The organism is Brucella sp. NBRC 12953 (assembly GCF_040369775.1).
GTDB lineage: Bacteria > Pseudomonadota > Alphaproteobacteria > Rhizobiales > Rhizobiaceae > Brucella > Brucella pseudogrignonensis.
In genome coordinates this window covers 52,064-73,621 of the sequence record NZ_BAABSV010000008.1, presented here as the reverse complement: position 1 = coordinate 73,621, position 21,558 = coordinate 52,064, and the positions used below count along the sequence as shown (strand labels likewise).

Here is a 21,558-nt window from a genome sequence, read left to right as displayed (position 1 = left end):
CATCAGCCGTGCCCTTCCTTGGTAAAGGCACCCGACACCAACTTCTTCTGATTGAGGAATGCGCTCGGTTCTCGGCTTCCGACAAATCCGCGCGGTTTCCAGACCATGACGACCACCATGGCAAGACCGAAGATCAGCATACGGTAGAGTTCAGGGGTGAAGTTGGCTCCAAAAATAGCTTTCAGGAAGCCCATTTCACGCAGGATTTCCGTGCCGCCGATCATAACGATTGCAGCAATCGCAATACCGACGAGCGACCCCATACCGCCAAGAACGACGATAGCAAGAATGACAGCGGATTCAAGGAACACGAAAGATTCCGGGCTGACGAAACCCTGACGGGCAGCGAAGAACGAACCAGCAAAACCACCGAACATCGCACCCGTCGCAAAAGCGGTGAGCTTGGTTGTGGTGGTATTGATGCCGAGCGAACGGCAGGCGATTTCATCTTCGCGCAGCGCTTCCCATGCGCGACCCACAGGCATACGGCGCAAACGGATCGTAACGAGAGCCGTAACAAGCGCGAGTATGAGGATCACATAATAGAGGAAGAACTTGTAGTGAGCAGCCGAGAATGTCAGGCCGAAATAGGCGGCAAAGCCGTCTTTGCTGGCATTGAAAGGCAGACCGAAGAAGGTTGCCTTCGCGATACCGGAGATACCGAACGTACCCTTGGTAAGATCCGTCCAGTTGATAAGGACAAGTCGGATAATTTCACCAAAAGCCAGCGTCACGATGGCGAGATAGTCACCGCGCAGACGCAAGACCGGGAAGCCGAGAATAACACCCCAGGTCGCAGCCAGAATGCCTGCAATCGGCAGCAGCATCCAGAAGGACAAACCGAAATAAGCCGAAAGAAGCGCGTAGGAATATGCACCCACAGCGTAGAAAGCGACATAGCCGAGATCGAGAAGGCCAGCGAGGCCAACCACGATATTAAGGCCCCAGGCCAGCATCACATAGATGAGGATCTGGACGCCGAAATTGTCGACCCACTTCAACGATCCCTGCCAACCAAGCATGGTAACGATCAGAACCGGGTAGACGAAAAGAAACACCACACCAATTTTTGAGAAATGAGCGCGGAAGAAAGACGGCGCTTCAGCAGCCACCACAGGGCGGCTTGCTTTTGCGAATTTGCGGGCCTCAAGCGTGGGCTGCAGGAACGCGATAAAGGCAAAGCGACCAAAAGCCGCCAAAGCCACCAGGATTGCCAGCGCCCCCCAGCGCTGCTGCAACACCAGCTCGTTATTGATGTTCTGATCGGTCTTGAAACCGACGATCAGAATGAAAAGTCCCAAAGCCAGAAGACCGGCAATGAACCCTTCACGAATAGCCCGGGCAAAAAGGGAATCCGGGCGTGAACCTGTTTGTACGGCCATGATTACACCTTTTCGACTTCAGGACGGCCAAGAATGCCGGACGGCATGAAGATGAGTACGATGGCAAGGATCGAGAACGCGGCAACATCCTTGTAATCGATCGAGAAATAAGCCGACCACAATGCTTCAATGAGACCGATGAGCAAGCCACCAACCACTGCACCCGGCAGCGAGCCAATCCCACCCAGAACGGCCGCCGTAAACGCCTTGACGCCAGGGATGAACCCGTCAGCAAAGGAAATAACGCCGTAGAAGGAGAGGTAAAGCGTACCGGCAACGGCCGCCAACATGGCACCCATCACGAAGGTCAGCGAAATAACGCGGTCGACATTGATGCCAAGAAGCGCGGCCATCTTGCGGTCCTGCTCGCAGGCACGCTGCGCACGACCAAGCGATGTTCGATTGACGATATACCAGAATATCGTCAGCAGCACCGCCGTCACCACGATGACCACGATCTGCTTGAGCGAGATCGTCACGTTGGTTCCGAAGATATTGTAGGAGCCAGTCAGGAGCTGAGGCACCGGCTTGTTGCGCGGACCCTGCGTAACCTGAACGAAGTTCGACAATGCAATCGACATACCGATCGCTGTGATCAGCGGCGCGAGACGGAACGATCCACGCAGCGGCCGATAAGCAGCCCGCTCAATCGTCCAGCTCCAGAGCCCCGTCAGAAGCATTGCAACAACCATCATCAGCAGAAGCATGAGCGCAATTGGCAGCGCTCCGATGAATGTTGTGATGATTAGAAAAACAATCAGCGCCATAAAGGCGCCGAGCATAAAGACATCGCCATGTGCAAAGTTGATCATGCCGATAATGCCGTAGACCATCGTATAGCCGATGGCGATCAGGCCATAGATCGATCCGAGCGCGAGCCCGTTGATCACCTGCTGGAAGAAATATTCCATCGAGAAGCCACCCATTTAACTCTACCCGGTATTATTGCCGCATCATTATTTCGTGCGACTTCTGTTTATTCCCGGATAATTACACCTAACGGCTGTATAAAGGAATGCAAGCCCCTTTTGTCTCAGACAAAAGACTAATGACTTCATTCCTCCACAAACTAGTTATGTCCCCTAAAAAGGGCCCTGTATATATACTTTTCTCCTAATTCGGGCCCGTTATTCCATAATTTCCCCAACGCGTCACAGACAAAAAATAGGGAGCGTCTCCCTATTTTTGCCTACCGTACCCGTTTTACGCAACAGTGAATCCGTGTGCAAACGGATCACGGTCATCAATGAAGATCGTATTGTAGCCCGTCATACGTGCCCAACCGGCAATTGAAGGGATAATTCCGGTGCCGCCAGCGACCTCCACGGCGCGTTCAACACGGCCATGAAACAGCGAACCAATGATGGATTCATGCACGAAATCATCACCCGGTTTCAGCTTTCCTTTGGCCGCAAGCTGCGCCATACGGGCAGAAGTGCCGGTTCCACAAGGCGAACGGTCGATTGCCTTGTCGCCATAGAAAACGGCATTGCGCGCATGAGCTTCAGGATGTGTCGGCTCGCCGGTCCAGAGAATATGCGTCAGACGATTAATGTCTGGCAGGTCTGGATGCTGGAATTTATATTTCTCATTCAGGCGCTGACGAAGCACCGGACTCCAGGCAATTAACTGCAGCGCGGAATAATCTTTCATGTCGCTGTAATTTTCTTGCGGCTCTACGATTGCGTAGAAATTTCCGCCATATGCAACATCGACTTTAATTGGTCCGAGATCAGGGCATTCCACTTCCAATCCTTCGGCATAAAGGAAGGCTGGAACGTTGGTCAGTCGCACGCGGTCGACATATTGACCATTCTGCTCATATTCGATTGCCACCAGACCGGCAGGCGTATCGAGGTTGAGCTTTCCGGGTGTCTTTGGCGTTACAAGCCCTTGCTCGATAGCCATTGTCACAGTGCCGATTGTGCCATGACCGCACATTGGCAGACAGCCGGATGTTTCAATAAACAAAACAGCTACATCGCAATCCGGACGTGTCGGTGGATAAAGAATGGAGCCGGACATCATGTCATGACCACGCGGTTCGAACATAAGACCCGTGCGGATCCAGTCATACTCGCGCAAGAAATGTGCGCGCTTTTCCATCATGTTCGAACCTTCAAGGTTCGGGCCACCGCCAGCAACCAGACGCACTGGATTGCCGCAGGTATGTCCGTCGACGCAGAAAAATGAATGTCTTGCCATGATGGTCAGTTCCGAAAACGTTGTGGCTTGAAAGGTTCGATATCGACAGCCGGCGCAGAACCCATGATCAGGTCACAGATAATCCTGCCAGTCGCCGCTGATTGTGTGAGGCCAAGATGGCCATGGCCGAAGCCGTAATAAATATTTCCGCCTGCAGAGGCACGTCCGATAACTGGCATAGAGTCTGGCATAGACGGTCGATACCCCATCCATTGCCGCCCACCCTCAATCTTCAATCCCGGCAGGAACATGGAGGCCTTTTTCAGCATTGCAGTTGAACGGGCATAATTGGGCGGCAACTGAAGGCCACCAAACTCCACCGCACCACCTACACGCAAGCCAGTCGCCATCGGCGTGATTACAAAACCATGGCCTGGGAAAGTCAGCTGGCGCTTAACATCAAAACTGCCAACCGGAAGCGTCGTGTTATAGCCACGCTCCGTATCGAGCGGCACTGCATCGCCAAATCCTTGCGCAAGATTCTTTGACCAGGCTCCAGCCATCAGCACCAGATTCGCAGCCCTTATCTCAGTGCCGTCCTCCAGATGAATCGTCGCACCGCCACGTTGGCTAGCGGCATGTTTCACTTTCGCATGAAGGAAACGCGCACCTTTGCTTTCAGCATATGCCCAGATGGCCTGACCGAAGAGCTTCGGATCACTGACATTCTTCCAGCCCGGAACAAACGTGCCGGCCACAAAGCGAGGGTCAAGCCCGGGCTGCAGTTCCTTCAAGCGGGTTCCACGCACATGCTCATAAGCGATACCGGCTTTCGCCTTTGCATCCCAACCGGGTTGCGACGCAGCAAGTTCGGCTTCACTTTCATAAAGCTCCAGATTGCCATCTTCCTGCAAACGGTCGCGTAAGCCCGCTCTATCGATCAGCCCCAGCATCTCGCGTTGCGCAAGCTGCATCATATTGCCCTGGGCAACCGTGGTCTTCTCGAGAGCCTCCGCGCTGCTTGCACGCCAGAAGCGATAAAGCCAGGGGATCATCTTTGGAAAGTAAAAGGGGCGGATCGTGAAAGGTCCGAGCGGGTCCATAAGCCAGCCCGGAACCTTGCCCATAACACCTTTGGAGGCCATCGGCAGTATGTCGGAGAAGGCGAGTGCCGCCGCATTCCCTGAACTCGTCTCCTCGCAAATCCCGCTTCGATCAATCACAAGAACTTCGCGCCCTGATTCGGCAAGAAGTGCTGCCGTAGCCACGCCGACAATGCCGCCACCAATAATGACGATGTCGCGCTGCCTACTGGGATCAAATTTCATTTATGCGCGGCTCCCTACCGGTCTTGTATATTCGCCTTAGCTTATAAGGCTGACGTAAGTTCACGCCAACTGCACCGGTTTTGTCCATCCATTTTTTGGAATGACACCATGCAAAAAGCCCGTTATCGATGATATTCGCACAACGCCTGCATTGTTATTATTTTTTAACAGCGCACCGCCCATCATTGATATATCAGAGATATATCTGTAGGGTCAAAAGATGTCAATCGCATAGTATGAGGCTTCAATCTGCATGGAACATGCAAGGGTCCACGAGAAAGTTGCAAAAGGCAGCGCAGCGCTGACAGATAGCTGGGGCAGTGAAAGCCTTGCCGAGCAAGCTTATCGTTTGCTGGAGCGCTCGATCGTAACGCTTGAACTGGAACCTGGCTCAATCGTCAATGAGCGCACATTGATTGAACTGACAGGAATGGGCCGCACGCCGATCCGCGAAGCCATACAACGGCTCGCCTGGGAAGGGCTCGTTGAAGTACGCCCGCGTTCCGGCATCGCCATCACGCAGATCGATCCCAAGGATTTCTCAAAAGTGCTCGACGCCCGGGAAGGTGTCGAGCGTGTTTTGGCGCGTGATGCTGCACGCTTTGGCACTCCGCGAGACTACGAACGCTTACAAGCGGCAGCCGACGCAATGCGCGAGGCTATTCCGTCAGAAGATGTTTCGCTGTTTTTAGATGCGGATAAGGCCTTCGACATCGTGCTCGGCTCAGCTGCCAGTAATCCCTATGCCACGCGTCTTGCGGCACCGCTGCAAACCCACAGCCGTCGATTCTGGTTCAGACTACGCCCATCAACCGGCATCACCGGCTCTGCCAATGCCCATGCTACGCTGATCGAAGCAATCATTTCCCGCGAACCAGACCGGGCGAGCGACACAGCTAGCGAGCTGATGTCCTATCTGCGAACGCTTGCACCATAAGACTATAGTTCTCAGGCAGCGCCTAAGGCGTTTCGCGCATGGGCCACTGCGTTCATGTCCACTGTTGTGGTTGATCTTGTATCGAAAATAAGACCATCATCCGTACCGATATCATTTACGGCTCTCGCATAAAAATGCCGGGAGCCGTGACTCATATCGATTGTCTGAACTGAAGCGATAGAAAGAATGGCCAAAAGGCCCAAAACTGCCTGCGACGAATAACGCATCTCCAACGCTCCGCCTTGAAATTTGACGGATGAAATTAAGCGCTAGCTGATGTTCGAAAGATGGCAAAGTTCAGCTGTAGAGGTGGCAGTAATTCACAAAACTGAGAGCGACAACTACGTTAATGCGCTTTGTTCATCGAGTCGGACATTTTGCGCATAACTTTTAGAGCCACAGTTAGCTCTTCGTCGCTGACACCTTCAAGCAGATCAGCACGCACATCGCCAGCAAGCTTCACCACCTGCTCTGCCAGAGACTTGCCTTCTTCAGTCATCACAATACGTTTGGCACGACGATCGCCTTCGACCGCCTGACGTTCGACAAAAGACTGACGTTCCAGACCGTCGATCAGGCGAACCATGGTCGCGTTCTCGATCTCGAGCACTTCCGCTAATTCTTTCTGATAAAGGCCTTCCTGCTCAATCAATGTGAGAAGGGTGCGCGCACGCGCCAGCGTCAGGCCGCGTTCTTTAACCCGAGCATCAAATAATGTCCGCAGTCTACGATTGACCTTCGCCATGGCATCGATCATTTCCGCGCTGAGATCTGCTCTGCTCATAATGAAAGCCTTATATTAGTGACCTAACAATTAACTAATGAGATAAATGGCCAGCACACGGTTTTCAAGCGATCATACCAAACTCACGCAAGCGTGATGGTATAAGCACGGTCAGTCGCCCAGTTGACCGATAATTTCCCGCTCACAGTAGTGTTCAAAAAAGAAAAGCGGGCCGAAGCCCGCTTTCTTAAACATTCGCTTAGGGTAGCCGAAGCCTAACCTTTTCAGGCCGGAAGGACCGTACCCTGCAACGTCATCAGCTGATGCAGGAAAATCTCTGCCTTCGTGCGATGTTCGTTCGTCGAAGCGTCTTCGAGATGCTTGCGAGCAATTTCGATGCGCTTCTGAATATCAGCGGGATCGACGTCATCAACATGCGTGGCGGATTCCGCGAGAATGGTGCAGCCCTGCGGGGTAATGTCGGCAAAGCCGCCAAAAACCACATAGGCGTCAGACTTGCCGTCGCCCAGCTTCACCGAAACGACACCCGGCATGATCGTCGTCATCAGCGGCGAATGACCTGCGAGAGCCGTCAGGTAGCCTTCACTGCCCGGAATGACGACTTCCGTCACCTGTGCGGAAATCAGGAGGCGTTCTGGCGACACGAGTTCGAATTGGAAAGCTTGAGCCATGGTTCTCACTTAAATTTCTAGAGCTTGATCCCGAATGCAAACCGGCTTCCGGAAAAGATCATACTCAAACAAATGAACAGGCATTTTCGGCGGGCATGAGAGCCCGCCGAAAACTCAATTCATTAAGCGGCTTCAGCAGCCAGCTTCTTCGCCTTTTCGATCGCTTCTTCAATCGATCCAACCATGTAGAAGGCTGGTTCTGGAAGATGATCGTATTCACCTGCGCAAAGGCCCTTGAAGCCCTTGATGGTGTCGGCGAGGTCAACCAGCTTGCCTGGCGAACCGGTGAACACTTCAGCAACGAAGAACGGCTGCGACAGGAAGCGTTCGATCTTACGAGCGCGCGCAACGGTCAGCTTATCTTCTTCCGACAGTTCGTCCATGCCGAGGATGGCGATGATGTCCTGAAGCGACTTGTAGCGCTGCAGGATCGACTGAACCTGACGGGCAACATTGTAGTGTTCTTCACCGACGATCATTGGATCGAGCATACGCGAAGTGGATTCCAGAGGATCCACAGCAGGGTAAATACCCTTTTCAGCGATCGAACGGTTCAGCGTGGTGGTCGCATCCAAGTGAGCGAACGACGTTGCCGGTGCAGGGTCGGTCAAATCGTCGGCAGGAACGTAAATTGCCTGAACCGAAGTAATCGAACCCTTGGTCGTCGTGGTGATGCGTTCCTGCATCGCGCCCATGTCGGTTGCCAGCGTTGGCTGATAACCCACAGCGGAAGGAATACGGCCCAGAAGTGCCGAAAGTTCCGAACCAGCCTGCGTGAAGCGGAAGATGTTGTCCACGAAGAACAGAACGTCCTGGCCCTTGTCACGGAAGTTTTCAGCAACCGTCAGACCCGACAGAGCAACGCGAGCGCGCGCACCCGGAGGCTCGTTCATCTGACCGTAAACAAGTGCGGCCTTCGAGCCTTCACCGCCACCGAGCTTATTAACGCCCGATTCGATCATTTCGTGGTAAAGGTCGTTACCTTCACGGGTACGTTCACCAACGCCTGCGAATACGGAGTAACCACCGTGCGCCTTAGCAACGTTGTTGATCAGTTCCATGATGAGAACGGTCTTGCCAACGCCTGCACCGCCGAACAGACCAATCTTACCACCCTTTGCGTAAGGAGCGAGAAGGTCAACAACCTTGATGCCCGTTACGAGGATTTCAGCTTCGGTCGACTGTTCGATGTACTCAGGAGCTTCCTGGTGAATCGCGCGACGTGCAGTGGTCTTGATCGGACCTGCTTCGTCAACTGGCTCACCAATAACGTTCATGATACGGCCAAGCGTTTCTTCGCCAACCGGAACCATGATCGGGTTGCCCGTGTCGCGTACTTCGTGACCACGGACGAGACCTTCGGTCGAGTCCATAGCAATCGTGCGAACGGTGTTTTCGCCCAGGTGCTGTGCAACTTCAAGAACCAGACGGTTGCCGAGGTTGTCGGTTTCCAGAGCGTTGAGGATCAGCGGGAGCTGACCGTCTTCGAACTGTACGTCGACAACAGCGCCGATGACCTGAGTGATCTTGCCTACTGCACCGGTCGTTGCTGCCTTAGGAGCTGCGTCAGCCTTAGCGGCGGCCGCCTTAGCTGGAGCAGTCTTGGCTGGAGCCTTCTTGGCTGGAGCCTTGGCCGCAGCTGGCTTCGCTTCGGCCGCGGCGGTAGTTTTCGGGGTCGCTGCTTTTGCCATCGATCCTTTTACCTTCCGATTAGAGCGCTTCCGCGCCCGAAATGATTTCGATCAGTTCCTTGGTGATCTGAGCCTGACGCTGACGGTTATACGTGATCGACAACTTGTTGATCATGTCACCGGCGTTACGCGTCGCATTGTCCATTGCGCTCATCTTCGCGCCCATTTCGCCCGCCACATTTTCCAGCAGAGCGCGGAAAATCTGGACCGAAATATTGCGCGGGATCAGCGTGCTCAGGATCGCCGCAGGATCAGGTTCGTACTCATAAATCGCATCGCCTGCAGTATCCGCCTGCTCAGCATTTCCAGCCGAAGCCGGAATGATCTGCTGTGCGGTCGGAATCTGTGCGATCACCGACTTGAACTCGGAATAGAACAGCGTGCAGACATCAAAAGCGCCCTGTTCAAACAGTTCAATGATCTTGTGGCCGATCTGGTCGGCATGCACAAAAGCAAGCTGTTTGACTTCACGCAGATTGACATGGTCAATGATCAACGAAGCAAATTCACGACGCAGAATGTCTGCACCTTTTTTACCGATCGTCAGAATCTTGACTGTCTTGCCTTCAGCGAGGAGCTTGCGGGCATGATCACGCGCATAACGCGCAATCTGCGAGTTGAAACCGCCGCAAAGGCCACGTTCTGCAGTAGCGACGACGAGCAGATGCACGTCGTCCTTACCTGTACCAGCCATCAAAGCCGGTGCATCTTCACCGCTCACGTTCTGCGCGATGTTAGCGAGAACGGCGCCCATGCGCTGCGAATAAGGCCGTGCAGCCTCCGCAGCTTCCTGGGCACGGCGCAGCTTCGCCGCGGCGACCATCTGCATCGCCTTGGTGATTTTCTGCGTCGCCTTGACCGAGGCGATACGGTTTCTCAGATCCTTTAGTGAAGGCATCCGTTCATCCCGTCACAAAGTTCAAGCAAAAGACTTGGCGAACGCGTCGACCGCTGCCTTGAGCTTTGCTTTGATGTTGTCGGTGAGTGCCTTTTCGTCGCGGATCGCGTCGAGAACATCCTTGTGCTCGGTGCGCAGCGAAGAAAGAAGACCTGCTTCGAACTTGCCAACCTGGTTGACGGCGATCTTATCGAGATAGCCATTCACGCCAGCGTAAATCACGGCTACCTGTTCTTCCGTCTTGAGCGGCGAGAACTGTGGCTGCTTGAGAAGTTCGGTCAGACGTGCACCGCGGTTAAGCAGACGCTGAGTCGAAGCATCGAGATCCGAACCGAACTGAGCAAATGCTGCCATTTCACGATACTGGGCGAGTTCACCCTTAATCGAACCGGCAACCTGCTTCATGGCCTTGATCTGAGCGGACGAACCAACGCGGGAAACCGACAGACCGACGTTAACAGCCGGACGGATACCCTGATAGAACAGGTTGGTTTCGAGGAAGATCTGGCCGTCGGTGATCGAGATCACGTTGGTCGGAATAAACGCGGAAACGTCGTTGCCCTGCGTTTCGATGACTGGCAGAGCCGTCAGCGAACCAGCGCCGTTTTCGTCGTTGAGCTTTGCAGCGCGCTCAAGAAGACGCGAGTGCAGATAGAAAACGTCGCCTGGGTAAGCTTCACGGCCCGGAGGACGACGAAGCAGAAGTGACATCTGACGATAAGCAACAGCCTGCTTGGAAAGATCGTCATAGCCGATCAGAGCGTGCTGGCCATTGTCACGGAAATATTCGCCGATAGCGCAGCCTGCAAATGGTGCAAGGTACTGCATCGGAGCCGGATCGGAAGCGGTAGCCGCGATCACGACGGAATATTCGAGAGCGCCGCGTTCTTCGAGAACCTTAACGAACTGAGCAACAGTCGAACGCTTCTGGCCGATAGCAACGTAAACGCAATAAAGCTTTTCGCTGTCTGGGCCGTTGTCGTGGATTGGCTTCTGGTTAAGGAAGGTATCGAGAATGATAGCAGTCTTGCCGGTCTGACGGTCACCGATGACCAGCTCGCGCTGACCACGACCAACAGGGATCAGAGCGTCAACAGCCTTGAGGCCGGTCGACATTGGCTCATGAACCGACTTACGCGGAATGATGCCCGGTGCCTTAACGTCGACGCGGCGACGCTCAGTAGCAACGATTGGGCCCTTGCCGTCGATTGGATTGCCGAGAGCATCGACAACGCGGCCGAGCAGGCCTGGACCGACTGGAACGTCAACGATCGCGCCGGTACGCTTGACGACGTCGCCTTCCTTGATGTCACGGTCGGCACCGAAAATAACCACACCGACATTGTCGGTTTCAAGGTTAAGCGCCATGCCGCGAATACCACCAGGGAATTCGACCATTTCGCCAGCCTGAACATTGTCCAGACCGTAAACGCGGGCGATACCGTCGCCGACGGACAGAACCTGACCGACTTCGGAGACCTCAGCCTCCTTGCCGAAGTTCTTGATTTGCTCTTTCAGGATAGCGGAAATTTCCGCGGCGCGGATGTCCATCAGCCGACCTCTTTCAGTGCAAGCTTGAGAGAAGAAAGTTTAGTGCGAAGGGACGTGTCGATCTGACGCGAACCCATTTTGACGACAAGCCCGCCGAGGATCGAAGGATCTACGGTGACATTGATCGTCACGTCCTTGCCGGCCACGCTCTTCAGCGTTGCCTTCAATTCGTTCTGCTGAGCGCTCGTCAGCTCATGCGCAGAAATAACATCGGCGGAAACTTCGCCGCGATGTTCAGCTGCAATCTCACGGAAAGCGGCGATGATACCCGGCAGCGCAAACAGGCGACGATTAGACGCCACGACGCGCAGGAAATTGCCGACCAGACCTTTGATGCCAGCCTTGTCAGCAATCGCGCCAATGGCGTGAAGCTGGTCTTCAGCATTGAAGACCGGGCTGGAAATCAGACGCTTCAGGTCTTCGCTTCCGCTCAGAAGCGCCTCGAAACGGCCAAGATCTTTTTCCACAGCAGCAACGGATTTTGCATCGAGCGCAAGCTCAAACAACGATCCGGCGTAGCGCTGTGCGACACCTGAAATGAGCGAAGACGTTTCTGCCACGAACAACCTGCTCTCTACGTTGAAACCATCTTTTTGGGAGTTCAGCAGGACCAAAAGGCCCAAGCAGATGATTTTATTGAATGTTTCCGGGGAACCCCTGACGCGCGAGCGCGACAACACCGAAATGTGATTGCCGTCTAGCATAGACGAACCGGACTCGCAACACGCGAATCCCGCACTTTTGTGTAAGTTTTGCCGCAATTTTAGGTTAGAAAACTACTAACCAAGCCCACTAATGAAGCAGGATGCTTTTTAGCACGGCAACTTGGCCTCGACTCTCGCCTCCGCCCTGCCCTTACCTGGCTTCTCAGCTGACGAAACCAAAAGCGTAAAGCAAAGGTCCGGCGGCAAGCAAAAATTCGATGACGGCAGCAACAATGTTGTAAAAAGTTGCGCTTTTATCCGACATCATTGAAATGAAGCGGCCGAAGAGCGCAAATCCCCATACGGCACCCAGCACAACCCAGAGAAAAGGTTGTGCGAAGATGAGACAACCGAGCCCGACGCCAAGATAAGGACCGGCCAGAACAGCGCGGATGGAGCTATAAGCTTCCGGACGCGCGTTGATTGGCTGAAGACGCAGCAGCTTCATGGTGATGCCCGGCGCAAAAAGCATGATCAGTCCCGCTAGCGCCGTTACGACCGCAGCACTCCAGGCAAGCCACTCGCCGGTGGTCATGGGGAGATAAAATTCCATTGCGTTTCACCTCTTGGTTTCAAGCGCTATAGCGAAAAACCCGACGCGTTTCCATAGCTTTGGACGCTACAGGAAGCTCTGCGGATCAATATCCACCTGCACCCGGATAGAACCACGCTCTTTGGGTGCAGCTGCAAGAAGCGCACGGATAAACCCTTGAATATCCGCTCTTTTCGTTCCGTGAACGAGGATGCGGAACCGATGTCTGCCACGCACCAGTGCAAGCGGCGCTTCAGCTGGACCAAGCACCGAAACCTCAGAAGAATGAGGTGCTGCACGCCTTAACGCGCGCGCATGATTTTCAGCATCAGGCCGGTTGTCAGCGGATATAATCAGCGCGGCAAGTCGTCCGAATGGTGGCAGGGCACTTCGTTCGCGCTCTTCGATTTCCCGCGCATAAAACGCTTCCGAATCACCGCTGACGATAGCTCGCATCACCGGATGGTCAGGCTGATAGGTCTGAAGCAAACCAAGGCTCTTGCGGCCTGTTCGGCCTGCGCGGCCTGTCACCTGATTGAGCAGCTGGAAAGTGCGTTCGGCTGCACGCGGATCGCCATTGGCAAGCCCGAGATCGGCATCCACAACGCCCACCAGTGTCATGTTTGGGAAGTTATGTCCCTTGGCCACGAGCTGCGTGCCTATGACAATATCCGCCTCGCCCTTGGCAATAGCATCCAGTTCAAGCCGAAGACGCTTAACGCCACCCGCCATATCCGACGAAAGAACAATGATTCGCGCGTCCGGGAAGGTTGCAGCCACTTCCTCGGCAATGCGTTCAACGCCCGGTCCACAAGCAACCAGATGGTCAAGCGTACCGCATTCCGGGCAAGCTTCCGGCACTGGTTCATGATAGCCGCACTGATGGCACATCAACTGCCCACGAAAACGGTGCTCAACCAGCCAGCTTGAACATTGCGGGCACTGGAAACGATGACCGCAAACACGGCAAAGCGTGAGCGGCGCGTAGCCCCGCCTGTTGAGAAACAGCAGCGCCTGTTCGCCGCGCTCAACAGTCTTACCCACAGCCTCGGTCAAGGCTGGCGACAAAAACCGTCCCGGCGGAGGCGGAGAGCGCCGCATATCAATAGTCTTCAGTGTCGGAAGTGCCGCTTCTGCATAGCGACCATAAAGCTTGATTCGCTTGTAGCGCCCCTGATCGGCATTCACCTGACTTTCGATAGAAGGCGTTGCCGATGCCAATATCACCGGAAATCCGCCAATATGGCCACGCACGACCGCCATATCGCGCGCATTATAGAAGACGCGGTCTTCCTGTTTGTAAGCCGGATCATGTTCTTCATCGACCACGATCAGGCCAAGCTCCTTGAACGGCAAAAACAATGCCGAACGAGCACCGGCGACCACACGCACGGTGCCTTCCGCAATCTGCCGCCAGACGCGCTCGCGTGTGCGTGGCGCAAGATCGGAGTGCCACTCGGCAGGCTTTGCCCCGAAGCGATCATGGAAGCGGTCGAGAAACTGTTGTGTCAGCGCAATTTCCGGCAAAAGAATCAGCACCTGCTTGCCCATCTCGAGCGCCTTGGCGACGGCCTCAAAATAGACTTCGGTTTTGCCGGAGCCGGTCACACCATCAAGCAGTGAAACTGAGAAAGAGTCTTCCTCAACCGATTCGGCCAGCATTTCGGCAGCAGCCTGCTGATCCTCCGACAGTGTGGCCCGCGAATAATCCGTATCCGGCGTGGCAACGACAGCAGGCGGCGGAAGCATCACTTCCTCAAACACGCCCTGCGTTTTCAGACCATCCACAACGGTCAGCGAGACACCAGCGGCATGGGCCAACCCCGAGCGGGTCCACGCCAAACCGTCGCGTGCCAGTTCCATCACCCGGGCGCGGGCATCCGTCATGCGCTCCGGCTCGTGACCATTGTAACGAAGCCCCGGTACTTTCGGCTCAGGATCGAAGGCTGCGGGCGCGCGAAGCACCATGCGCGCCACCATTCCAGGCGGTGAAAGCGTATAATCGGCGGCCCAGCGCATGAAACGCAGCATCTGAGCATCCACAGGCGGGCAATCGAAAACTTCAGAAATTGCACGCAGCTTCTTGGCGTCAACAGCATCGGTCGCGCCATCACAAACGATTCCCGCAACCTCGCGCGGCCCCAACGGCACGCGCACGATTGAACCGGGCTGGACATGCATTCCCTCCGGCACCATATAAGAATAAGGCCGCTCCGCGGGCATGGGTACAAGCACCGGCACCACACTCGGAGTGGGTTCCGCGAAAAGGCTCAAAATATCGTGCGAATCTTTCGACATGATTGCGTGACCTTGGCGTGGCTTTGCGCTAAAGAAAAGCCACCTTCCGGGAATTAAATGGATTTAGTTTCCCACAACACCCCGCGCTCATTATGGAGGAACGCTGTTATGAAGTTTTTCGTCGACACTGCGGACGTCAAGGAAATCCGCGAACTCAACGACCTCGGACTGGTCGATGGCGTGACCACCAACCCGTCGCTGATCCTCAAGTCTGGCCGCGATATTCTCGAAGTAACAAAAGAAATCTGCTCCTTCGTCAAGGGCCCGGTTTCGGCTGAAGTTGCTGGAACAGAATACGAGCAGATCATGAAGGAAGCTGCCGTTATTGCCAAGATCGCAGATAATATCTGCATCAAGCTGCCACTGACGCTCGATGGCCTCAAGGCTTGTAAGGCACTGACCTCCGATGGTCACAAGACCAACGTGACGCTCTGCTTCTCGGCCAATCAGGCTCTGCTCGCAGCAAAAGCAGGCGCGACCTTCGTATCGCCATTCATCGGCCGCATTGATGACATGGGCGTCAACGGCATGGAACTGATTGCTGAAATCCGTACCATTTTCGACAACTACGATTTCCGCACTGAAATCCTCGCCGCTTCGGTTCGTACCGTAAACCACGTCAAGGAAGCAGCTCTCATCGGCGCCGACGTCGTTACCGCACCTCCGGCAACACTCAAGGCACTCGTCAAGCATCCGCTGACCGACAAGGGCCTCGAAACCTTCCTCGCCGACTGGGCGAAGACCGGCCAGAAAATTGCTTAATCAGTCTACTGATTAGAATGTAAAACGGCGGATCATTGATCCGCCGTTTTTGTTTATCCAAGTTCAGTTTCGCCGTCATGCTTGGCAACATGGATCGGCCTGCTGCCGCAATATTCCGTAATGGCTTCCGCGAGCCGGGCCGAATGCGTGACCACCCATATCTGACTGCGCTCGGAAGCTCGCGCGATCATCTTCGCAAGCGATGGAATCATGTCAGGATGCAGGCTGGCCTCCGGCTCGTTCAGAGCAATCAAGGGCGGCAGCCGATAGGACAGAAGCGCGCCTGCAAGCGCGAGCAGCCGTATCTGCCCGTCAGATAGCTCGCCCGGCCGAAATACGCGTGGCGGAAAGGCCGGAAAATTAAGGCCAAATGTTGCGGTTTCTTCCGGATACGGAATGACCAGCTTTGCACCTTCCAGCGCATCGGCAATCAGATGATCAAGATCGACCGTATCCTGACGGATATGGGCAAGCGTCGCAAAGACCGAAGCCAGATTGCTGCCGTCTTCATCGAGCATCGCAGCGGTTGCGGCAATTGATGGCTGACGCACCGGTGCATCGCGGTCGCTTCTGAAGCCATGATAGAAGCGCCAGCCGCGCATTTGCGCTGCGAGATCACCGATCTCCGGATAATGCCCTGACTGTCCCAAGACGGATAGGCCGCTCTCCGATGTTAAAAGGCGGCTCGGATGCTCGGTTCGCCGCCCCTCCCCGTCACGCGCAAAAACTGCTGGCCCCTTGCGGTCCATCAGGTCAACCGGACGTCGCCCGGTGTCAAGATTGAGCTGCTCTTCCTTGATCTGCGGCTCAAACGGAAAAGCGCCCGATACCGGCGGCGGGAGTCCTGCTTCGACACGGTAAGACAGACGCGAAGCGAGGCGTTCATCTTCAAATTCAGCCTCAAGGATGATTCGCGCCGGTTCATGTTTGCGCCGGGTGCCGCTCCACATGGCAGATTGCATACCGCCTTCGCGCACGATCTCAGTTGAGAATGTGCCTTCTGCAGCAGCTTTCACGAGCTGCAAGGCGCGATAGAGATTGGATTTTCCAGCACCGTTTTCACCGACAAAGACCGTGACCTGCCCCAGATCAAACCGGACAGACCGAAGCGAGCGATAGCCTTTTGCCGAAAATGAAACGAGCCGCATGATTTCCTCAGCCTAGAGTGCATCCCGAAAAGTGCGAAGCGGTTTTCGGAACAAGATGCGCGCAAAAACAAAGAGATAGAGCATTTCCAATGATTCAATAAAAACCGGAAATGCTCTAGATAAACGAAAGGCGGCACAAGATGCGCCGCCTTTTCAAACTCAATCAAGCTGACGCGCTCAGAGCTTCGACATCTGCATTGCAAGTGCGAGATAGATCTGCTCGGCCAGTTCTTCAGCTGCACGCTTGGTCGCATCACGCTGCGCACGCAGGTTGGCGAATTCCTGACGCGGACGGTCGAAAGATGCACCAGCGGTACGTGTGCCGGAGACAAGAGGCTTGCCATCCTTGTCACGCAATACGTAGCTCGACGTAGCCTTCACGATACCAGCGGATGGACGGCCGGTACGGTCGGTCTGATCGCCGATATCGACACTCACGGCATTCAGCGTATTTGCGCTGAGACCAAGGCTGAGACGATAGCTCGGAGTCGCAGGTTCGCCAGCACCACCTCCCAAAAGGAAGATCAGGCGATTACGAACCTGTTGCTGGAACACATTGCCTGCCGGGTCGATGGCAATCGACGCGAGCTTGCTGCGCATATCGGGTGCAACACTGCCACCGATCGTGCCACCGGCACCACCTGACGAATAAAGCGGATGCACTGTACAGCCTGCAATCAGAACCGCTGCTCCAAGAGCAGCGATTGCGACACGAAAGGCCTTAAATGCTGAAATAAAGCGATCAGGCAACGACATTGACGATCCTTTGCGGAACCACGATGATCTTCTTCGGCGAGCCCCCTTCGAGCGCGGCCTTGACGAAGTCAAGTTCGAGCACCGCCTGCTGGATTGTAGCTTGATCAGCGTCGCGCGCGATTGTCAAATCCCCACGCTTCTTACCGTTGATCTGAACCGGCAGCACGATCTCGTTTTCCACGATCAGAGCCGCGTCGAACTTCGGCCATGCTGCGCGGGCGACCAGTGTTTCCTGACCGGCAATTTTGCCACCCAGTTCAATTGCACACTGTTCAGCCAGATGCGGCATCATTGGTGCAAGCATCATAACCAGCATTTCGGTCGCTTCACGCAATGCAGCTTTCAGCTCGCCGTCAGCCTTACCGGCTGCAACCTGTTGTAGTGGCGCTGCAAGTGTGTTGACCAGCTCGTAAAGACGGGCAACGGCACGGTTGAAGGCGAGCTTTTCGATGTCGTCACCAACAGCCTGTACAGTCTTATGCGCAGCCTTTGATACGGTGAGCGCATCGCCCTGTGTGCCAGCCTTCGGCGCTATATCCTTCAAGCCAGCGGCAGCTTCCGAAACCAGACGCCAGACGCGCTGTACGAAACGATGCGCGCCTTCGGCACCGGCTTCCGTCCAGATGACGTCGCGTTCCGGCGGGCTGTCTGACAGCATGAACCAGCGCGCAGTATCTGCGCCGTAAGACGAGATAATGTCGTCAGGATCGACCACATTCTTCTTCGACTTCGACATTTTTTCAATCGAACCGATTTCGACCGGTGCGCCGCCTTCGATGAGCGTTGCGACGCGCTTGCCGTCAACGTCTTCGATGCGGATATCGGCAGGTGCAACCCACTGACCATCGGCCTTATAGGTTTCATGCACCACCATGCCCTGCGTAAACAGGCCCTTGAATGGTTCATCAATACCGACATGACCTGCCACTTTCATGGCGCGGGTGAAGAAGCGCGAATAGAGCAGATGCAGGATCGCGTGCTCAACACCACCGATATACTGATCGACAGGCAACCAGCGATCAGCAATCGCACGATCTGTCGGCTCGTTTTCCCACGGCGCAGTGAAGCGCGTGTAATACCAGGACGAATCGACGAACGTATCCATCGTGTCCGTTTCGCGACGAGCTTCGCCACCGCATTTCGGGCACTTCACATGGCGCCAAGTCGCATGACGGTCGAGCGGATTGCCCGGACGGTCAAACTCGACATCATCCGGCAGCTTGACTGGAAGATCGGCACGCGGCACCGGATTGACGCCACAGCTTTCGCAATGGATCATCGGGATCGGGCAACCCCAGTAACGCTGACGCGAAATACCCCAGTCGCGGAGACGGAACTGAACTTTGCGTTCAGCCTGCGGGCGGCCATCGAGCTCGGTCTTTTCCAGACGCTCCGCCACTTCGGCAAAAGCTGCTTCAGGCGTCATGCCGTCGAGGAAGCGCGAATTGATCATCACGCCATCGTCGGTAAAGGCCGTTTCGCCCACACTGAAGCTCGCAGCGTCCTCGCCCTTTGGCAGAACAACCGGCGTCACTTTCAGCGAATATTTATTGGCAAAATCCAGATCGCGCTGATCATGTGCAGGGCAGCCGAAAACAGCGCCCGTGCCATATTCCATCAACACGAAATTGGCGATATAGAGCGGCAGTTCCCAATTCTCATCGAACGGGTGCTTGACCTTGATGCCGGTATCGAAGCCCTTCTTTTCAGCGGTTTCAAGCGCCGCGAGCGACGTGCCGTGCTGATGGCATTCATCAATGAAACCGGTGAGCGAAGCATTGTTTTCTGCAAGCTTCTTCGCCAGTGGGTGATCGGCAGAAATGGCCACGAAAGCCGCGCCGAACAGTGTGTCCGGACGGGTCGTGTAAACTTCAACTTCTGAGAAGCCAGCAGGTGCGGTCGACGCATTCAGCGCAAAACGAACCTGCAGGCCTTCCGACTTGCCGATCCAGTTCTTCTGCATGACGCGGACTTTTTCCGGCCACTGGTCAAGCGTGTCGAGACCCGCCAGCAGATCTTCGCTGAAATCGGTGATTTTGAAGAACCACTGTGTCAGCTCGCGCTGTTCGACCAGCGCACCAGAGCGCCAGCCACGACCATCCACCACCTGCTCATTGGCAAGCACCGTGTTGTCGACCGGGTCCCAATTGACCTTGGACGTCTTACGCGTCACCAGACCTTTTTCAAACAGATCGATGAACAGCATCTGCTGACGATGATAATATTCGACATCACAGGTCGCAAACTCACGCGACCAGTCGAGCGACAGGCCCATGGATTTCAGCTGACGCTTCATCGTGTCGATGTTCTGGTAGGTCCATTCCTTCGGATGCACCTTGTTCTGCATCGCCGCGTTTTCCGCAGGCATACCGAACGCATCCCAGCCCATCGGATGAAGCACGTTGAAACCCTTGGCGCGCTTGTAACGGGCAACAACGTCACCCATCGCATAGTTGCGCACATGACCCATGTGAATGCGCCCTGATGGATAAGGGAACATTTCTAGGACGTAGTACTTCTCGCGGGGATCGCTGTTGTCGGTTTCGAAAGTCTGGTTTTCTTCCCAGATTTTCTGCCAATGAGCTTCCGCCACACGCGGATTATAACGTTCGGATGCCATGAGCGTATTTACTCGTACGAAGGTGATGCAATAAGGAGAGTCGATATTTAATGGCGACCTTCACCACGTATTGGCGAGAGCGTCAACCTTTTGCGGACTTAAAAGCCTGAAAGCGAGAATTCCATGTCAGATATTGGGTCAGATATTGGTGCGAACCTGAACACGGTCAAGACCGCGATTGCCAATGCAGAAAAAGAAGCGCTGCGCAAAAAGGGCTCCGTAACACTGGTGGCGGTTTCAAAAACCTTCGAAGCCGATGAAATTCGCCCGGCACTTGATCTCGGCCAACGGATCTTTGGTGAAAACCGCGTTCAGGAAGCTCTAGCCAAGTGGCCCGGCTTACGTGAAGCCTATTCGGGCATCGAGCTGCATCTGATCGGACCGCTGCAATCCAACAAGGCAGCAGACGCCGTGGCCCTCTTCGACGTGATCGAAACCGTCGACCGCGAAAAGATCGCCGCCGCCTTAGCCGTCGAGATCAAAAAGCAGGGCAAAAGCCCGAAGCTCTATGTACAGGTCAATACCGGCCTTGAAGAACAAAAGGCTGGCATCCCGCCAAAAGAAGCAGTCAGCTTTGTCGAACGCTGCCGCACCGAACATGGCCTATCCATCGAAGGCCTGATGTGCATCCCGCCTGCAGATGAAAATCCGGGGCCGCATTTTGCACTGCTTGAAAAGCTTGCCCGCGCCGCAGGCGTTGAAAAGCTCTCCATGGGCATGTCGGGTGATTATGAAACCGCTATCGGTTTCGGCGCAACTTCAGTGCGCGTGGGGTCGGCGATTTTCGGCAGCAGAAGCTATTCGCCTTCTGCTTGAGGCCGTGGAGGCTGCCGGTGCGCACGCACCTTCTCAATAAGCTTGGTGTAAATCCAGGCCAGAATGATTGCGACCACGCACCCGAGCGCTATTTCGATGAGCCGCGATAGTGCGAGCAGAAGCTCTTCATTGCGCGTTTGAGCAAAGCGTCCCGCATCCATCACAATCACCACGGTTGCGGGCGCCAGACGCCAATTGACCGGATAACGGTCGATCATCAGGATCACGAAGACGGTTAATGCTGCTCCAAACAGACTGGCAACCGGCGAATATCCCACGAGCCAGATCGTGATCATACCGATCATGCATCCCACTGCCGTATTGATGGCGCGTGCTTGCGAAAGCGCAAGCGTGGTGCGGACATCGGGATCGGAAATGATGAGAACGGTAATCACCGCCCATATCGGGTGCACAATCCCCGCCCATTGCAATCCAAACCAGCAGATCAGACAGCCAAGCAATGTCTTGGAGGCGTAGAGCAGCGCTTTTTCCGGGTGAGAAAGATGCACAAACGCCATTTGATAAGCCTTAATCCTCGCTGAAATCAGACCATGATGCCGATCATAGAGGAGCT

General features: G+C 55.0%; 19 protein-coding genes. 3 read left to right on the top strand and 16 right to left on the bottom strand.

Translation table 11 applies throughout. From position 1 onward, the window contains the following. Positions 1 to 2: 2 nt before the first annotated feature. The 4 genes from livM to ABWV94_RS18320 form a co-directional block, all read right to left on the bottom strand. Positions 3 to 1,382, bottom strand: a complete 1,380-nt coding sequence (livM, locus tag ABWV94_RS18335) for a high-affinity branched-chain amino acid ABC transporter permease LivM (RefSeq protein WP_079212306.1) — start codon at positions 1,380 to 1,382, stop codon at positions 3 to 5. A gap of 2 nt (positions 1,383 to 1,384) precedes the next feature. After that, positions 1,385 to 2,293, bottom strand: coding sequence for a branched-chain amino acid ABC transporter permease (locus tag ABWV94_RS18330; protein ID WP_007876804.1), 909 nt, complete (start codon positions 2,291 to 2,293; stop codon positions 1,385 to 1,387). Positions 2,294 to 2,585: 292 nt separating this feature from the next. Then, the gene (locus ABWV94_RS18325) at positions 2,586 to 3,587 is read right to left on the bottom strand and encodes a 4-hydroxyproline epimerase (RefSeq protein ID WP_105518947.1); all 1,002 of its coding nucleotides are present in this window, start codon (positions 3,585 to 3,587) and stop codon (positions 2,586 to 2,588) included. A gap of 5 nt (positions 3,588 to 3,592) precedes the next feature. Next, a complete protein-coding gene (locus ABWV94_RS18320) occupies positions 3,593 to 4,855 on the bottom strand; it encodes an NAD(P)/FAD-dependent oxidoreductase (RefSeq protein WP_113497841.1) in 1,263 nt (420 codons plus the stop codon). A 253-nt stretch (positions 4,856 to 5,108) separates the two neighbouring features. On the opposite strand from ABWV94_RS18320, the gene ABWV94_RS18315 reads away from it, so the two are divergent. Further along, complete coding sequence (locus ABWV94_RS18315; protein WP_064321088.1) at positions 5,109 to 5,792, top strand: GntR family transcriptional regulator; 684 nt, start codon at positions 5,109 to 5,111, stop codon at positions 5,790 to 5,792. A 346-nt stretch (positions 5,793 to 6,138) separates the two neighbouring features. Here the strand turns inward: ABWV94_RS18315 and ABWV94_RS18310 are convergent, their stop codons facing one another. The 8 genes from ABWV94_RS18310 to ABWV94_RS18275 form a co-directional block, all read right to left on the bottom strand. Continuing rightward, positions 6,139 to 6,576 carry a MarR family winged helix-turn-helix transcriptional regulator gene (locus ABWV94_RS18310; RefSeq protein WP_007876813.1) on the bottom strand — a complete coding sequence of 146 codons (438 nt, stop codon included), beginning with the start codon at positions 6,574 to 6,576 and terminating at the stop codon, positions 6,139 to 6,141. A gap of 224 nt (positions 6,577 to 6,800) precedes the next feature. Then, the gene (locus tag ABWV94_RS18305) at positions 6,801 to 7,208 is read right to left on the bottom strand and encodes a F0F1 ATP synthase subunit epsilon (protein WP_113497843.1); all 408 of its coding nucleotides are present in this window, start codon (positions 7,206 to 7,208) and stop codon (positions 6,801 to 6,803) included. Between the two features lie 122 nt (positions 7,209 to 7,330). Then, complete coding sequence (gene atpD, locus ABWV94_RS18300) at positions 7,331 to 8,899, bottom strand: F0F1 ATP synthase subunit beta (protein ID WP_007876816.1); 1,569 nt, start codon at positions 8,897 to 8,899, stop codon at positions 7,331 to 7,333. Positions 8,900 to 8,918: 19 nt separating this feature from the next. Beyond that, positions 8,919 to 9,797, bottom strand: a complete 879-nt coding sequence (locus ABWV94_RS18295) for a F0F1 ATP synthase subunit gamma (RefSeq protein WP_007876818.1) — start codon at positions 9,795 to 9,797, stop codon at positions 8,919 to 8,921. A 21-nt stretch (positions 9,798 to 9,818) separates the two neighbouring features. Next, positions 9,819 to 11,348, bottom strand: a complete 1,530-nt coding sequence (gene atpA, locus ABWV94_RS18290; protein ID WP_007876822.1) for a F0F1 ATP synthase subunit alpha — start codon at positions 11,346 to 11,348, stop codon at positions 9,819 to 9,821. Beyond that, entirely contained in the window at positions 11,348 to 11,908 is a 561-nt protein-coding gene (locus ABWV94_RS18285; RefSeq protein WP_007876824.1) for a F0F1 ATP synthase subunit delta, read from the bottom strand. The genes atpA and ABWV94_RS18285 overlap by 1 nt, the downstream gene beginning before the upstream one ends. A 307-nt stretch (positions 11,909 to 12,215) precedes the next feature. Further along, positions 12,216 to 12,605, bottom strand: coding sequence for an AGROH133_08824 family phage infection protein (locus ABWV94_RS18280; RefSeq protein WP_007876827.1), 390 nt, complete (start codon positions 12,603 to 12,605; stop codon positions 12,216 to 12,218). A 66-nt stretch (positions 12,606 to 12,671) separates the two neighbouring features. Continuing rightward, entirely contained in the window at positions 12,672 to 14,882 is a 2,211-nt protein-coding gene (locus ABWV94_RS18275; RefSeq protein ID WP_113497844.1) for a primosomal protein N', read from the bottom strand. Positions 14,883 to 14,990: 108 nt separating this feature from the next. Between ABWV94_RS18275 and fsa the strand changes: the two genes are divergently transcribed. Continuing rightward, entirely contained in the window at positions 14,991 to 15,644 is a 654-nt protein-coding gene (fsa, locus tag ABWV94_RS18270; RefSeq protein ID WP_007876832.1) for a fructose-6-phosphate aldolase, read from the top strand. Between the two features lie 53 nt (positions 15,645 to 15,697). Here fsa and ABWV94_RS18265 read toward each other — a convergent pair whose 3' ends face one another. The 3 genes from ABWV94_RS18265 to leuS form a co-directional block, all read right to left on the bottom strand. Continuing rightward, positions 15,698 to 16,792 (bottom strand): AAA family ATPase, encoded by a 1,095-nt coding sequence (locus tag ABWV94_RS18265; RefSeq protein ID WP_200637331.1) that lies wholly within the window; start codon positions 16,790 to 16,792, stop codon positions 15,698 to 15,700. Between the two features lie 177 nt (positions 16,793 to 16,969). Then, complete coding sequence (lptE, locus tag ABWV94_RS18260; protein ID WP_007876836.1) at positions 16,970 to 17,548, bottom strand: LPS assembly lipoprotein LptE; 579 nt, start codon at positions 17,546 to 17,548, stop codon at positions 16,970 to 16,972. After that, the gene (gene leuS / locus ABWV94_RS18255; RefSeq protein ID WP_113497846.1) at positions 17,535 to 20,168 is read right to left on the bottom strand and encodes a leucine--tRNA ligase; all 2,634 of its coding nucleotides are present in this window, start codon (positions 20,166 to 20,168) and stop codon (positions 17,535 to 17,537) included. Before leuS ends, lptE begins: the two co-directional genes overlap by 14 nt. Before the next feature lie 123 nt (positions 20,169 to 20,291). On the opposite strand from leuS, the gene ABWV94_RS18250 reads away from it, so the two are divergent. After that, on the top strand, positions 20,292 to 20,984 hold the full coding sequence (locus tag ABWV94_RS18250) for a YggS family pyridoxal phosphate-dependent enzyme (protein ID WP_007876840.1): 693 nt from the start codon (positions 20,292 to 20,294) through the stop codon (positions 20,982 to 20,984). On the opposite strand, the gene ABWV94_RS18245 is transcribed toward ABWV94_RS18250, so the two are convergent. Beyond that, positions 20,966 to 21,502, bottom strand: a complete 537-nt coding sequence (locus tag ABWV94_RS18245) for an FUSC family protein (RefSeq protein WP_113497847.1) — start codon at positions 21,500 to 21,502, stop codon at positions 20,966 to 20,968. The genes ABWV94_RS18250 and ABWV94_RS18245 overlap by 19 nt on opposite strands. Positions 21,503 to 21,558 lie beyond the last annotated feature (56 nt).

What these genes read in the sequence shown, in the direction of transcription:
- ABWV94_RS18315 (WP_064321088.1), top strand. Translation starts at nt 5,109, where the DNA reads ATGGAACATGCAAGGGTCCACGAGAAAGTTGCAAAAGGCAGCGCAGCG.
- leuS (WP_113497846.1), bottom strand. Translation starts at nt 20,168, where the DNA reads ATGGCATCCGAACGTTATAATCCGCGTGTGGCGGAAGCTCATTGGCAG.
- ABWV94_RS18245 (WP_113497847.1), bottom strand. Translation starts at nt 21,502, where the DNA reads ATGGCGTTTGTGCATCTTTCTCACCCGGAAAAAGCGCTGCTCTACGCC.
- ABWV94_RS18250 (WP_007876840.1), top strand. Translation starts at nt 20,292, where the DNA reads ATGTCAGATATTGGGTCAGATATTGGTGCGAACCTGAACACGGTCAAG.
- lptE (WP_007876836.1), bottom strand. Translation starts at nt 17,548, where the DNA reads ATGTCGTTGCCTGATCGCTTTATTTCAGCATTTAAGGCCTTTCGTGTC.
- atpA (WP_007876822.1), bottom strand. Translation starts at nt 11,348, where the DNA reads ATGGACATCCGCGCCGCGGAAATTTCCGCTATCCTGAAAGAGCAAATC.
- ABWV94_RS18280 (WP_007876827.1), bottom strand. Translation starts at nt 12,605, where the DNA reads ATGGAATTTTATCTCCCCATGACCACCGGCGAGTGGCTTGCCTGGAGT.
- ABWV94_RS18330 (WP_007876804.1), bottom strand. Translation starts at nt 2,293, where the DNA reads ATGGAATATTTCTTCCAGCAGGTGATCAACGGGCTCGCGCTCGGATCG.
- atpD (WP_007876816.1), bottom strand. Translation starts at nt 8,899, where the DNA reads ATGGCAAAAGCAGCGACCCCGAAAACTACCGCCGCGGCCGAAGCGAAG.
- ABWV94_RS18325 (WP_105518947.1), bottom strand. Translation starts at nt 3,587, where the DNA reads ATGGCAAGACATTCATTTTTCTGCGTCGACGGACATACCTGCGGCAAT.
- livM (WP_079212306.1), bottom strand. Translation starts at nt 1,382, where the DNA reads ATGGCCGTACAAACAGGTTCACGCCCGGATTCCCTTTTTGCCCGGGCT.
- ABWV94_RS18310 (WP_007876813.1), bottom strand. Translation starts at nt 6,576, where the DNA reads ATGAGCAGAGCAGATCTCAGCGCGGAAATGATCGATGCCATGGCGAAG.
- fsa (WP_007876832.1), top strand. Translation starts at nt 14,991, where the DNA reads ATGAAGTTTTTCGTCGACACTGCGGACGTCAAGGAAATCCGCGAACTC.
- ABWV94_RS18265 (WP_200637331.1), bottom strand. Translation starts at nt 16,792, where the DNA reads ATGCGGCTCGTTTCATTTTCGGCAAAAGGCTATCGCTCGCTTCGGTCT.
- ABWV94_RS18320 (WP_113497841.1), bottom strand. Translation starts at nt 4,855, where the DNA reads ATGAAATTTGATCCCAGTAGGCAGCGCGACATCGTCATTATTGGTGGC.
- ABWV94_RS18305 (WP_113497843.1), bottom strand. Translation starts at nt 7,208, where the DNA reads ATGGCTCAAGCTTTCCAATTCGAACTCGTGTCGCCAGAACGCCTCCTG.
- ABWV94_RS18295 (WP_007876818.1), bottom strand. Translation starts at nt 9,797, where the DNA reads ATGCCTTCACTAAAGGATCTGAGAAACCGTATCGCCTCGGTCAAGGCG.
- ABWV94_RS18275 (WP_113497844.1), bottom strand. Translation starts at nt 14,882, where the DNA reads ATGTCGAAAGATTCGCACGATATTTTGAGCCTTTTCGCGGAACCCACT.